The 13,061-nt window shown below is 71.5% G+C and carries 9 protein-coding genes; 6 read left to right on the forward strand and 3 right to left on the reverse strand.

Annotated features, from left to right (window positions below; all coding sequences use genetic code 11):
- Positions 1-338 precede the first annotated feature (338 nt).
- From ABT008_RS00170 to ABT008_RS00195, 6 genes are all read left to right on the forward strand, one after another.
- Positions 339-833, forward strand: a complete 495-nt coding sequence (locus ABT008_RS00170; RefSeq protein WP_350692336.1) for a TspO/MBR family protein — start codon at positions 339-341, stop codon at positions 831-833.
- 646 nt (positions 834-1,479) lie between these two features.
- The gene (locus ABT008_RS00175) at positions 1,480-2,835 is read left to right on the forward strand and encodes an ABC transporter substrate-binding protein (protein ID WP_350692337.1); all 1,356 of its coding nucleotides are present in this window, start codon (positions 1,480-1,482) and stop codon (positions 2,833-2,835) included.
- A gap of 69 nt (positions 2,836-2,904) precedes the next feature.
- Positions 2,905-3,957, forward strand: a complete 1,053-nt coding sequence (locus tag ABT008_RS00180; protein WP_350692339.1) for a carbohydrate ABC transporter permease — start codon at positions 2,905-2,907, stop codon at positions 3,955-3,957.
- Between the two features lies 1 nt (position 3,958).
- Entirely contained in the window at positions 3,959-4,924 is a 966-nt protein-coding gene (locus tag ABT008_RS00185; protein WP_350692341.1) for a carbohydrate ABC transporter permease, read from the forward strand.
- A gap of 64 nt (positions 4,925-4,988) precedes the next feature.
- The gene (locus tag ABT008_RS00190) at positions 4,989-6,023 is read left to right on the forward strand and encodes a LacI family DNA-binding transcriptional regulator (RefSeq protein WP_350692343.1); all 1,035 of its coding nucleotides are present in this window, start codon (positions 4,989-4,991) and stop codon (positions 6,021-6,023) included.
- Positions 6,024-6,080: 57 nt separating this feature from the next.
- Complete coding sequence (locus ABT008_RS00195) at positions 6,081-7,739, forward strand: glycoside hydrolase family 13 protein (RefSeq protein ID WP_350693136.1); 1,659 nt, start codon at positions 6,081-6,083, stop codon at positions 7,737-7,739.
- Positions 7,740-7,935: 196 nt separating this feature from the next.
- Here ABT008_RS00195 and ABT008_RS00200 read toward each other — a convergent pair whose 3' ends face one another.
- The 3 genes from ABT008_RS00200 to xylA all read right to left on the reverse strand — a co-directional run bounded on the left by ABT008_RS00200 (position 7,936) and on the right by xylA (position 13,047).
- Positions 7,936-9,360, reverse strand: coding sequence for an MFS transporter (locus ABT008_RS00200; RefSeq protein WP_350692345.1), 1,425 nt, complete (start codon positions 9,358-9,360; stop codon positions 7,936-7,938).
- 1,070 nt (positions 9,361-10,430) lie between these two features.
- Positions 10,431-11,849, reverse strand: coding sequence for a xylulokinase (gene xylB / locus ABT008_RS00205; protein WP_350692347.1), 1,419 nt, complete (start codon positions 11,847-11,849; stop codon positions 10,431-10,433).
- Between the two features lie 10 nt (positions 11,850-11,859).
- A complete protein-coding gene (xylA, locus tag ABT008_RS00210) occupies positions 11,860-13,047 on the reverse strand; it encodes a xylose isomerase (protein WP_350692348.1) in 1,188 nt (395 codons plus the stop codon).
- Positions 13,048-13,061: the final 14 nt, after the last annotated feature.

The following is a 13,061-nucleotide window of genomic DNA, read 5'->3' on the forward strand; positions in this document are numbered from 1 at the left end:
CCCGCGTCGCACGCCAGTCCGCCAGCAGGTCCCTTCCGGTCCAGGCCGCATCGCACGCCACTCGACCGGCAGGTCCTTCCGGTCCGGACCGCATCGCACACCACTCCGACCCCGCGTCGCACGCCAGTCCGCCAGCAGGTCCCTTCCGGTCCAGGCCGCATCGCACGCCACTCGACCGGCAGGTCCTTCCGGTCCGGACCGCATCGCGCGCCGCGCCGCGGGCAGGTTCTCCCGGTTCGAGCCGCGCAGGAGCCCCGCTCCGACGGCAGGTCTCGCCGGCCCACGGATAAGCCCGCCCCGGCAGGTTTGCCGGCCCGCCCCACGGAGAAGCTGTGAGCATGCGGACGAGTGCGAACGACACCCAGCGAGGCGGTGCCCGGCAGTGGTGGGCGTTGGCCGGCTTCGCGGCGGCGGTGATAGCGGCGGCCGTCATCGGCAACCTCGCCGCCGTCGGCGCGGCGGACGAGTACCGCAGTATCGAACAGCCCTCCTGGGCGCCCCCGTCTTGGCTGTTCGGCCCGGTCTGGACGGTGCTCTATGTGACCATCGCGCTGGCCGGCTGGCTGGTCTGGCGTCGGGTGGGCTTCGGCCCGGCCGTGCTCGCCTGGGCGGTGCAGCTCGTGCTCAACGCCGCCTGGACTCCGCTGTTCTTCGGCGCCGGGCAGTACGGTCTGGCCTTCGCCGAGATCGTGCTGTTGTGGTTGGCGATCGGCGTGACCGTCCTGCTGTTCCGACGGGTCAGCACCGCCGCAGCCGTCCTGCTGCTGCCCTACTGGGCCTGGGTGACCTTCGCCGCAGCGCTGAACTACTCGATCTGGCGACTGAACGGCTGACCCGTCCCGGCTCCGATCTCAGATCGAGCCGGTGCCGCACCCCTCGCGACTCATCATGATCCGCGCAACTTCAGGGATACTGCTGCCTCAGGCACCCTCGGAGACAGCAGTATCCCTGAAGTTGCGCGGATCTTGCCCGTGTCCACGCACAAGCGCACCGCCCACACGCCGACACCCGCGTTGATCAAGAAGTTTTGGTCACGGAAGGGCAGGTCTGAGGGCGCAAACCCCTTGGTCAACTCCGACCAGACCGGCACGCCGGGAGCGCGAAGCCCATCGGGAGTGCCCGGCCCGTCGGGGAGTGCGCAGCCCGTCGGGGAGTGGGCAGCCCGTCGGGGTGCCCGCGCGTCGGGAGTGCGCAGCTCGTCCGGGGTGCGGCGGCCGTCGGTCTGGTGGAAGTGCGGCACCTCGCGCAGGGGCGGTCCGTCGACCTTGGCGGTCGGGGGCTCCGGATCGACAGGGGTCATCAGGCGCGGTGGGAGCGCGCCCACGCAGGGGCGACAGGTTTCCGGATTGTTACTCGGTCGTGTCCCTCCCAGGGCTGGACCGCGCGAGATGCAAGCGCTTACATGTGAAAACGCCCATCGGACCGGCGCCAGGTCACCGGATGCGATCCCGGCCGGCGCCGGCTAGGAAGGAGGACGGCATGGCAGTCTTTGCCAGGCCACGCCAGGCCCTCGTGATCGCCGGCGCGCTCGGGCTGGCGCTCGGCGCCACCGCCTGCGGTACCGGTAGCAGCAGCAGTAGCGGCAACAACACCAACGCCGATTCCGCCGAGTGTGCCCCGTACGAGAAGTACCAGGGCCACGACGGCAAGAAGGTGACGATCTACTCGTCGATCCGGGACATCGAGGCCGACCGGCTGGACGAGTCGTGGAAGCAGTTCGAAGAGTGCACCGGCATCGACATCAACCACGAGGGCAGTGGTGAGTTCGAGGCGCAGCTGCCCGTACGCGTCGACGGCGGCAACGCACCCGACCTGGCGTTCATCCCCCAGCCCGGTCTGATCCAGCGGTTCGCCGAGCGCGACCAGATCAAGGCCGCCAGCGCCGAGACCAAGGCCATGGCCGAGGAGAACTACCCGGCCGACTGGCTGACCTACAGCACGGTCAACGGCACCTTCTACGGCGCGCCGCTCGGCTCGAACGTGAAGTCCTTCGTCTGGTACTCGCCGAAGATGTTCCAGGAGAAGGGCTGGGCCGTCCCGAACACCTGGGACGAGATGATCAAGCTCAGTGACACGATCGCGGACAGCGGCACGAAGCCGTGGTGCGCCGGGATCGAGTCCGGCGAGGCCACCGGCTGGCCGGCCACCGACTGGATCGAAGACGTGATGCTGCGTACGCAGACCCCCGAGGTCTACGACCAGTGGACCAAGCACGAGATCCCGTTCAACGACCCCCGGGTCGCCGAGGCGCTCGACCGCGCCGGCACCATCCTGAAGAACGAGAAGTACGTCAACGGCGGCTTCGGCGGGGTGCGCAGTATCGCCACCACCTCGTTCCAGGAGGCCGGCGTGCCGATCACGGCCGGCAAGTGCGCGCTGCACCGGCAGGCCTCGTTCTACGCCAACCAGTGGCCGCAGGGCACCCGGGTGGCCGAGGACGGCGACGTGTTCGCGTTCTACTTCCCGGCCATCGACCCGGCCAAGGGCAAGCCGGTCCTGGGCGGCGGCGAGTTCGTGACGGCGTTCAGCGACCGTCCCGAGGTGCAGGCGGTGCAGACGTACCTCGCCTCCGGTGAGCACGCCAACAGCCGCGCGAAGATCGGCGACTGGGTGTCGGCGAACAACAAGCTCGACCTGGCCAACGTCGCGAACCCGATCGACAAGCTGTCCGTGGAGATCCTCCAGGACGACAGCTCGGTCTTCCGCTTCGACGGCTCCGACCTGATGCCGGCGGCCGTCGGCCAGGGCACCTTCTGGAAGGGCATGGTCGACTGGATCAACGGGCGGGACACCGCCACGGTCCTCCAGGGCATCGAGAGCAGCTGGCCGAACTGAGTCCAGTGGTGGGCCGGTCCGCGCACGCGGGCCGGCCCACCGGCTCTGTCGACACCTCCGGGAGGGTTGATGAACTTCGACTTCGCCGCCCAGGCGCCGAAACTGATGATGTTGCTGTGGGGGCTGGTCGCCTTCGCAGTGGTGGTCGGCGGCCTGCTCGTCCTGCTCGACGCGGTGCCGGCGTTCTTCGCCCGGCGTCGCGAGGCGCAACTCGTCGCCGCCTCCGCCGGCAGCGCGCCGATGCCCCGGCGGACCAAGCCCCGGGAGGGGCTGTTCGCACTCTTCTTCCTGCTGCCGACCGTACTGCTGCTGATGATCGGCCTGGTCGTCCCGGCGATCCGCACCACGCTCCTGTCCTTCATGGACGGCGGTAGCCAGAACTGGGTCGGGCTGGACAACTACCGCTGGATGTTCGCCGAGGACGCGATCGTCCGGGTACTGATCAACACGCTGGTCTGGGTGACCCTGGTCCCGCTGGTCGCCACCGCCATGGGTCTGCTCTACGCCGTGCTGGTCGACAAGGCCCGGATGGAGGCGCTGGCGAAGTCGCTGATCTTCATGCCGATGGCGATCTCGTTCGTGGGCGCCGCCATCATCTGGCGGTTCGTCTACGCCTACCGGGGTGAGGACCAGGAACAGATCGGTCTGCTCAACCAGATCGTGGTCAGCCTCGGTGGCGAGCCGCGACAGTGGCTGCTCGACTCGCCACTGAACACGCTGCTGCTCATCGTGATCATGGTCTGGATCCAGGCCGGATTCGCCATGGTGGTGCTCTCCGCGGCGATCAAGTCCATTCCGGCCGACATCGTGGAGGCGGCCCGCCTCGACGGGGTCACCCCCTGGCAGATGTTCCGGCAGATCACCGTGCCCAGCATCCGGCCAGCCATGATCGTCGTCGTGGTCACCATCTCGATCGCCACGCTGAAGGTCTTCGACATCGTCCGCACCACGACCAACGGCAACTACGACACCAGCGTGATCGCGAACGAGATGTACAACCAGGCGTTCCGGTACGGCCAGAACGGTCAGGGGTCCGCCCTGGCGGTCTTCCTCTTCGTCCTGGTGCTGCCGATCGTGATCTTCCAGATCCGGAACCTGCGTCAGCAGCGACGGGAGGGCTGAGATGACCACCACCACTCCCCCGGTCGCCGCCGGCGCCCAGGACACCAGTGGCACGTCGACGCGGGCGTCCCGGGTACGCAAGCGGCTGAACAGCCGTACCGCGACGATCGTCGCGATCGTCATCGCGGTCGTCTGGACCATCCCGACGTTCGGCCTGTTCGTCTCCTCGTTCCGGCCGGAGCCCCAGCTCAAGACCACCGGCTGGTGGACGTTCTTCCGGGACCCGCAGTTCACCCTGCAGAACTACCAGGACGTGCTGTTCGGGCAGGCGTCCGGCTCGGGACAGCTCGCCAACTACTTCGTCAACTCGCTGGTCATCACCCTGCCGTCGGTGCTGTTCCCGCTCGCGTTCGCCGCCCTGGCCGCGTACGCGCTGGCGTGGATCAACTTCCGCGGCCGGGACTGGGTCTACATCGGCATCTTCGCGCTCCAGATCGTGCCGTTGCAGATGGCGCTGGTGCCGCTGCTGAGCTTCTTCTCGCGGGGAGTCAGCATCGGCGGCGTCACCCTGATGCCCGCCTGGAACCTCGACGGCGCGCAGAACTTCGCCCAGGTGTGGTTCGCGCACACCTGCTTCGCGTTGCCGTTCGCCGTGTTCCTGCTGCACAACTTCATCTCGCAGCTACCGAAGGACCTGATGGAGGCGGCCCGGGTCGACGGGGCGACCCACCCCAGGATCTTCCGCACCATCGTGCTGCCACTGGTCGCTCCCGCGCTGGCCGCGTTCGGCATCTTCCAGTTCCTCTGGGTCTGGAACGACCTGCTGGTCGCGCTCATCTTCGCCGGGGGCAGCGACGTCACCGCGCCGCTCACCGTCCGGCTGGCCGAACTGGCCGGCACCCGGGGCAACGAGTGGCAACGGCTGACCGCCGGGGCGTTCGTCTCGATCGTCGTACCGCTGATCGTGTTCCTGTCGTTGCAGCGCTACTTCGTTCGAGGGCTGCTCGCCGGCAGCGTCAAGGGCTGATACCCCGGGTGGTGCCGCCGCCGACGGTGACGGCGGCACCACCCGGGACACGAGCGGGGTAAGCGTGACCAGGATCGACGACGTCGCCCGGCTGGCCGGAGTCTCCACGGCCACCGTCTCCCGGGCGCTACGCGGACTGCCGACCGTGTCGGCCGCCACCCGCCACCGGGTGCTGGCCGCCGCCGAGCAGTTGCAGTACGCCGTGTCGCCGAGCGCCTCCCGGCTGGCCGGCGGTCGTACCGGCACGGTGGCGGTGGTGGTCCCCCGGATCACCCGGTGGTTCTTCGGCGTCGTCGTCGAAGCGGTCGAGGACTTCCTGCACCAGGCCGGCTACGACCTGCTGCTGCACAACCTCGGCGGCCGGGAGCAGAACCGGCAACGGCTGCTGCATCCCGCCAACCTGCACAAGCGGGTGGACGCGGTGATGCTGGTCGCCACGCCGCTGCGGGCACCCGAACTGACCGCCCTGGCCGCGCTCGACCTGCCCGGGGTGACCGTCAGCTCCGGCACCGACGTGCCGGGCTGGCCCTGCGTACGCATCGACGACGTGGTCGCCGCGCGGACCGCCACCCGACATCTGCTGGACCTCGGCCACCGACGCATCGCCCACATCTCCGGCGACCCCGACGACGAGCTGGCCTTCACCGCGCACCTGGACCGACGCCGGGGCTACCAGGAGGCGCTGCGCGCCGCCGGGTTGTCTCCCGACCCGAGCCTCGACGTGGAGTCCCGGTTCGACATCGCCGGTGGCACCCGGGCCACCGAGGAACTGCTGCGCCGGGGTGATCCGCCCACGGCGATCTTCGCCGCCTGCGACGAGATGGCGATGGGCGCGCTGACCGCGCTGCGCGACGCCGGCCTGCGGGTACCCCAGGACGTCAGCGTGATCGGCATCGACGACCACGCGCTCGCCGGTGTGCTCGGGCTGAGCACCATCGCCCAGCCCGCCGCCGAGCAGGGCCGGTTGGCCGCGAAGCTACTGCTCGACCCGCTCGCCGGGCAGTCCCCGCAACCCGGGCCGCACCGTGCGGCGTCGCCGGTGATCCTGAACACTCGATTGGTCGTGCGTGAATCGACCGCGCCGGCGCGGGCACACTGACCCGATCACCTCGTCGTCCGGCGACCCGCCGGGCCGGCTCGACCACGGGAGTCCGTCCTGAACGACAACGCGACGCAGCAGACCGCGCCCTCCGCCCCGATCACCGGTTGGTGGACCGAGGCGGTGATCTATCAGATCTACCCGCGCTCGTTCGCCGACTCCAACGGCGACGGCATCGGGGACCTGCCGGGGATCACCGCCCGCCTGGAACACCTCGCCGAGCTGGGGGTGGACGCGGTCTGGCTCTCCCCGTTCTATCCGTCGCCGCAGGCCGACGCCGGCTACGACGTGGCCGACTACCGGGACGTGGAGCCGCTGTTCGGCACGCTCGCCGACGCCGACGAGCTGATCGCGCAGGCCCGCGCCCGAGGGCTGCGGGTGATCGTCGACCTGGTCCCCAACCACACCTCGTCGGCACACCGGTGGTTCCAGGCCGCCCTGGCCGCCGCGCCGGGCAGCCCCGAGCGGCAGCGGTACGTCTTCCGTGACGGCCGGGGCCCGGACGGCGTCGAGCCGCCCAACGACTGGCAGAGCGTCTTCGGCGGACCGGCCTGGACCCGGGTCCCCGACGGGCAGTGGTACCTGCACCTGTTCGACACCGCCCAGCCCGACCTGAACTGGGACGACCCGGAGGTACGCGCCGAGTTCCTGGACGTGCTGCGGTTCTGGCTGGACCGGGGCGTGGACGGCTTCCGGGTCGACGTGGCGCACGGGCTGGTCAAGCAGGCCGATCTGGCCGACTGGCGGGAGCCGCAGGAGATCCTCTCCGGGCAGGAGGCCGACAAGCCCCGCCCGCCGATGTGGGACCAGGACGGCGTACACGAGATCTACCGCGACTGGCGGCGGCTGCTGGACGGCTACCCCGGGGAACGTGTCCTGGTCGCCGAGGCGTGGGTGGAGCCGGCCGAGCGGCTGGCCCGGTACGTCCGCCCCGACGAGATGCACCAGGCGTTCAACTTCGAGTACCTGGTCGCCTCCTGGACCGCCCCGGCCCAGTACGCCGTCATCACCCGGTCGCTGGAGGCCACCGACGCGGTCGGCGCGCCCACCACCTGGGTGCTCTCCAACCACGACGTGGTCCGGCACGCCTCCCGGCTCGGGCTGCCGGTGGGCACCGCCCGACCCAACGGCATCGGCGTCGGCGACGAGCAGCCGGACGCGGCGCTCGGGCTGCGCCGGGCCCGGGCGGCCACCCTGCTGATGCTCGCCCTGCCCGGTTCGGCCTACCTCTATCAGGGCGAGGAGTTGGGGCTGCCGGAGCACACCAGCCTGCCCGACGAGGCGCGACAGGACCCGACCTGGGAACGCAGTGGGCACACCCAGCGGGGCCGCGACGGCTGCCGGGTGCCGATCCCGTGGGAGGCCGACGCGCCGTCGTACGGCTTCGGGCCCACCGACGCGAGCTGGCTGCCACAGCCGCCGGTCTGGGCCGAGTACGCCCGGGACCGCCAGCGCGACGTGCCCGGCTCGACGTACGAGATGTACCGGACGGCGTTGCGGCTACGGCGTACCCACGGGTTGGGTCGAGGCACCCTGGAGTGGCTCGCCTCCGACGACGACGTGCTGACCTTCCGCAACGGCGACCTGGTCGTGTCGACCAACTTCGGCCCGGAGGCGATTCCGCTGCCCGACGGCAAACTGGTGCACAGCAGCGCTCCGCTGAACGAGGACGGTTCCCTCCCCACCGACGCAACCGTCTGGCTCCACTCCCCCTGATCAGGCGGTATGGGTGTAAGGAAGGGCACCTTATTAACGCCTCAGGTAGAGGAAGGGCCCCTTGTTAACACCGCCCGTCGCGGACTGCGGCAGACCGGGGCCGCCGTCCCAGGGATGCTCGGGTACGGGTGGCTGCTGTTAACAGGGGGCCCTTGCTATGCACGAGGCGTTAACAAGGTGCCCTTCCTTACATCTGTCACAGCTTTTCGGCGCGAGAGTGCAGCAGGTCGCGGACGTCGGCGATGTCCTTGGGGGACGTCCGGGCGGCGAGCCAGTACATGATCCCGGTGGGGATGAAGAAGAGCTGGAACGCGGCCAGCCCGACGGCGTAGTTCAGCGGCGGCGGGAAGGCCCCCCGCAGGGCGTGGAAGACCACGCCGACCAGCCCGTTGCCGGCCGCCCGGCCCACCCCGTTGACCAGGTTGCCGAGGCTGTAGACGGTGCCCCGGTGCTCGGGCGGGTTGGCGTCGGCGATCAACGCGAACCAGTTCGGTGAGTTCGCCGAGGTCAACGCCAACGCCAGTAGCGCAGTGAGCAGGCTCAGCCCGACCGTCGGCTCGGTGAACACGCTGCCCACCACGGCCGCCACCACCGCGCCGGTGCCGGCACCGTCGGGCACGTCGATGCGGATCGGCACGAAGAACAACACGAGATAGAGCGGGACCGCGGCGAGGATGCCGACCGCGGCGACCAGGGCACGGCCGGAGGGCGTACGCCGTTGCAGCGCATCGCCGATCAGACCGCCGACGATGGAGAACACGCCGCCGAGCTGGAACAGGGTGGCGAAGACGCTGCCCACCACGATCGCCGTCGCCGGTGAGTAGCCCTGTTCCCGGGCCCGCTCGGTGAAGAGCACCGGCAGCCAGACCAGCGAGCCGAACGCGGCCTGTGCGGTGAGGCCCTGCAGGACGAGCCACCGGTTGGTCCGCCGGCCCAGGATGACCGGCAGGTCGGAGCGGCTGATCCGGTGGTCGTACTCGGCGCCGGCGGCCAGCGCGGCGGCCAGTTCCGGTTCGCTCTGCCCGCGCCGGATGTCGTACGTGAACAGGTACGCCGCGGTGGCGGCCAGGCCGACGACGGTGAGCAGCAGGAATGGGCGGCGCCAGTCGGTCGCGCCGAGCAGCCCGCCGACCAGCGTGCCGGCCAGCGTGCCGATGCCCTGGGAGAGTCCCCAGAAGCTCATCACCAGGCCCCGGCGGCGGGGCGAGATCAGGTCGGTGACGACCGAGAAGCCGACCGACCCGACCGCACCGAGCCCGATCGCCGCCAGCAACTGCGCGGCCAGGAACGTCGGGTAGTCGCCGGCCAGGCCGCTGCCGCCGGTGCCGACCGCCCAGATCAGCGTGCCGATCATGAGCAGCGGCTTACGGTTGGTGCGGTCTCCGAAGTACGCCCAGCCGACCGCTGCCACAGCGCTGACCAGGAAACTGATCGCGGTAACCAGGCCGAGCAGGCGCTGCGGCACCGCGAAGGAGTCGGCGATCGCGCCGTAGAGCGGCGGCACCAGACCGATCGCCACGTTGTCCAGCGAGGCGAGCAGCACGAAGACCACGACGCTGTAGATCCGGTGCGTGGCGCTCCCGCCCCACACCCGCGCGGATCGGCCCGTGCGCAAGGTCATGCCGGCAGCCAACCAGGACCGGAGAACGGCCCGGTCACCGGGTCCACCCACGCCGTCCCCACGACAGCGGACGGCCCCACCCGGCGCCACCGATCCGCGCACCCCGACGACCTTGGCCCCGACCAGGCCGACGAGGCCGACGAAGGCCGACGAAGGCCGACGGCCCGACACGGCCGATGCCCCGTCACGGCGCGACGGGGGCGACGAGGCCGACGACCCCCACAAGGCCCGACGACCCCACCGAGGCGCGACGACCCGACGAGGCCCGACGACCCGACGAGGCCCGACGACCCCACAAGGCCCGACAACCCGACGAGGCCCGACAACCCGACGAGGCGCGACGACCCGACGAGGCCCGACGACCCGACGGGGCCCGACGCCCTCATAGGCCCCGATGATCGTGCGGCCCGCGCTGCCAAGATCACGCTCGATCCTGGATCGAGTGGCATCGCAGCGCCGCAGTGACCACTCGATCCAGGATCGAGCACGACCTTGAGGTCAGCAAGCGAGTGGGCCGGCGGGAAGCCGATGCGATGCCCGAAATGCGACACGGCCAAACGACCCGGCACCTCGGCACGGCCCGGCACGACCCGGCACCTCGGCACGGCCCGGCACGACCCGGCACCTCGGCACGGCCCGGCACGACCCGGCACCTCGGCACGACCCGGCACCTCGGCACGACCCGGCACGACCCGGCACCTCGGCACGACCCGGCACCCCGGCACGACCCGGCACCCCGGCACGACCCGGCACCCCGGCACGACCCGGCACCCCGGCACGACCCGGCACCTCGGCACGGCCCGGCCCGGCCCGGCCCGGCACGGCCGATGCCCCGTCATGGCGCGACGGGGCCGACGGACCGACGAGACCGACGGACCGACGAGACCGACGGACCGACGAGACCGACGAGACCGACGGACCGACGAGACCGACGGACCGACGAGACCGACGAGACCGACGGACCGACGAGACCGACGGACCGACGAGACCGACGAGACCGAGGGTCCGGTGGGTGCCGGGCGTGGGCCGGGCCGGGAGCGATGTCGCGCCCCGGCCCGGACCCGCGTGCGCTATCCGGTCGTCGAACGGTCCAGGTGGCGCTCCCGGGCCTCGGCGTAACGCTCCCGGATGGCCGGTACCGGCTCGGCGGCGTACTCCTCGGTGCCGGACGGCGACCACGATGGTGGTTCCGCGCCGCCGAGGGCCAGCCAGGCGGCCTGGCGGGCGGCGCCGTCGGCGACGTACTCGCCGGGTGGCGGGACGACCACCGGGCTGCCGAAGACCTGGGCGGCGATCCGGCGGACGGCGGCGGAGCGGGCCCCGCCACCGACCAGGATCACCCGGCGGACGGTCGCCCCCTGGGCGGCCAGCGCGTCCAGCCCGTCGGCGAGCGCGCAGAGCATGCCCTCGACGGCCGCCCGGGCCAGGTGGGCCGGGGTCGAGGTGCCCAGGGTCAGCCCGTGCACCGCCCCGGTGGCCAGCGGTCGGTTCGGTGTCCGCTCACCCTCCAGGTACGGCACCAGGACCAGCCCGTCAGCGCCGGGCGGCGCGGTCAGCGCCAGCTCGGCCAACTCGTCCAGCCCGACCCGCAGCATCCCGGCTGCGGCGTCCAGTACCCGGGCCGCGTTGAGCGTGCAGACCAGCGGCAGGAACCGGCCACTGGCGTCGGCGAAGCCGGCGACGATCCCGGTCGGGTCGGCGGCCGGCGCGTCGGCGACGCTGAACACGGTGCCGGAGGTGCCGATCGAGACGACCACGTCGCCGGGGCCGGCGCCCACCCCGAACCCGGCGGCGGCGTTGTCCCCCGCGCCGGGCCCGAGCAGCGCGCCGCCGGGCAGCGTGCCGGCCGCCTCGGACGCACCCAACACGGTCGGCACCCGCACCGTCCGACCGAGCGCCCGTTCCAGCAGGTCGGGACGGTACTCGCCGGTGGCCGGCGACCAGTAGCCGGTGCCGCTGGCGTCACTGCGGTCGGTGCGCAGCGCCGCCAGGTCGGACGATCCGGACAGCCGCCAGGTCAACCAGTCGTGCGGCAGGCAGACGGCAGCCACCCGGTCGGCGTTGGCCGGCTCGTGCCGGGCCAGCCAGCGCAGCTTGGTGACGGTGAAGCTGGCCACCGGCACGCTGCCCACCGCGTCGGCCCAGAACTGCCGTCCCGCCGTACCGGCACCGGCCTCCTCGACCAGGTCGGCGGCGGCCTGTGCGGAGCGGGTGTCGTTCCACAGCAGCGCCGGCCGCACCACCTCGCCGGAGTCGCCCAGGCAGACCATGCCGTGCTGCTGGCCGGCGACGGAGACGGCGGCGACGTCGTCCAGCCCGCCGGCGGCGTCGATCGCCGTCTGGAGGGCCGACCACCAGGCCGAGGGGTCGACCTCGGTGCCGTCCGGGTGCGGCGCCCGGCCCTGGCGGACCAGGTCACCGGTCTCCGCGTCCCGGACGACCACCTTGCAGGACTGGGTGGAGGAGTCCACCCCCGCGACGAGCGGCATGCCGTCCGCCTCAGCGCGCGCCGAGCACGTGCTCGACGGCGAGCTGGTTGAGCCGGATGAAGCCGAAGCCCTTGGCACCGGCCGCCTCGACGTCGTAGCCCTCGAACGCGCTGGTGTCGGCGAGCAGCTCGGCGTAGCCCTCACCCTCGCCCAGGGTCGGTACGCCCAGCTCGCCGACCTTGCTGGCGGCCAGCGCCTCGACCACCTCGGGGTCGGCCCGGAACGCCGCGGCCCGCTCCTTGAGCAGCAGGTAGGTCCGCATGTTCGCGGCGGCGGAGACCCACACCCCGTCCATGTCCTCGGTGCGGGAGGGCTTGTAGTCGAAGTGGCGGGGTCCGTCGTACCCGGGGCCGCCGCCCGGCGCGCCGTGCTCCAGCAGGTCCACCAGCGCGAACGCGTTGAGCAGGTCACCGTGGCCGAAGACCAGGTCCTGGTCGTACTTGATGCCGCGCTGGCCGTTGAGGTCGATGTGGAACAGCTTGCCCTGCCAGAGCGCCTGGGCGATGCCGTGCACGAAGTTCAGCCCGGCCATCTGCTCGTGGCCGACCTCCGGGTTGACGCCGACCCGGTCGGGGTGGGCGAGCGTGGAGATGAAGGCCAGGGCGTGCCCGACGGTGGGCAGCAGGATGTCGCCGCGCGGCTCGTTCGGCTTGGGCTCCAGCGCGAAGCGCAGGTCGTAGCCGCGGTCGACGACGTACTGGCAGAGCAGGTCGACCGCCTCGCGGTAGCGCGCCAGCGCGGCCTGCACGTCCTTGGCCACGTCGTACTCGCCGCCTTCGCGGCCGCCCCACATGACGAAGGTCTGGGCGCCCAGCTCGGCGGCGAGGTCGATGTTGCGCAGCACCTTGCGCAACGCGTACCGCCGGACGTCGCGGTCGTTGCTGGTGAAGCCGCCGTCCTTGAAGACGGGCTGCTGGAAGAGGTCGGTGGTGACCATCGGCACCACCAGGCCGGTCTCGTCGAGCGCCTTGCGGAACCGGGCGATCTGGCCGTCGCGGGTGGCGGCGTCCGCACCGAACGGCACGAGGTCGTCGTCGTGGAAGGTGACGCCGTACGCGCCCAGCTCGGCGAGCCGGTGCACCGACTCCACCGGGTCCAGCGCGGGGCGGGTGGCGTGACCGAACGGGTCTCGGCCCTGCCAGCCGACCGTCCAGAGGCCGAAGGAGAACTTGTCGGCGGGGGTGGGACGGGATGCCATTACAGACCTCCGGT

The sequence above is a fragment of the Micromonospora sp. NPDC002389 genome (genome assembly GCF_040296095.1).
In the GTDB taxonomy this organism is placed as follows: domain Bacteria; phylum Actinomycetota; class Actinomycetes; order Mycobacteriales; family Micromonosporaceae; genus Micromonospora.

Coding starts and splice junctions, on each gene's coding strand:
- ABT008_RS00170 (WP_350692336.1), top strand. CDS start 339: ATGCGGACGAGTGCGAACGACACCCAGCGAGGCGGTGCCCGGCAGTGG.
- ABT008_RS00175 (WP_350692337.1), top strand. CDS start 1,480: ATGGCAGTCTTTGCCAGGCCACGCCAGGCCCTCGTGATCGCCGGCGCG.
- ABT008_RS00180 (WP_350692339.1), top strand. CDS start 2,905: ATGAACTTCGACTTCGCCGCCCAGGCGCCGAAACTGATGATGTTGCTG.
- ABT008_RS00185 (WP_350692341.1), top strand. CDS start 3,959: ATGACCACCACCACTCCCCCGGTCGCCGCCGGCGCCCAGGACACCAGT.
- ABT008_RS00200 (WP_350692345.1), bottom strand. CDS start 9,360: ATGACCTTGCGCACGGGCCGATCCGCGCGGGTGTGGGGCGGGAGCGCC.
- xylB (WP_350692347.1), bottom strand. CDS start 11,849: ATGCCGCTCGTCGCGGGGGTGGACTCCTCCACCCAGTCCTGCAAGGTG.
- xylA (WP_350692348.1), bottom strand. CDS start 13,047: ATGGCATCCCGTCCCACCCCCGCCGACAAGTTCTCCTTCGGCCTCTGG.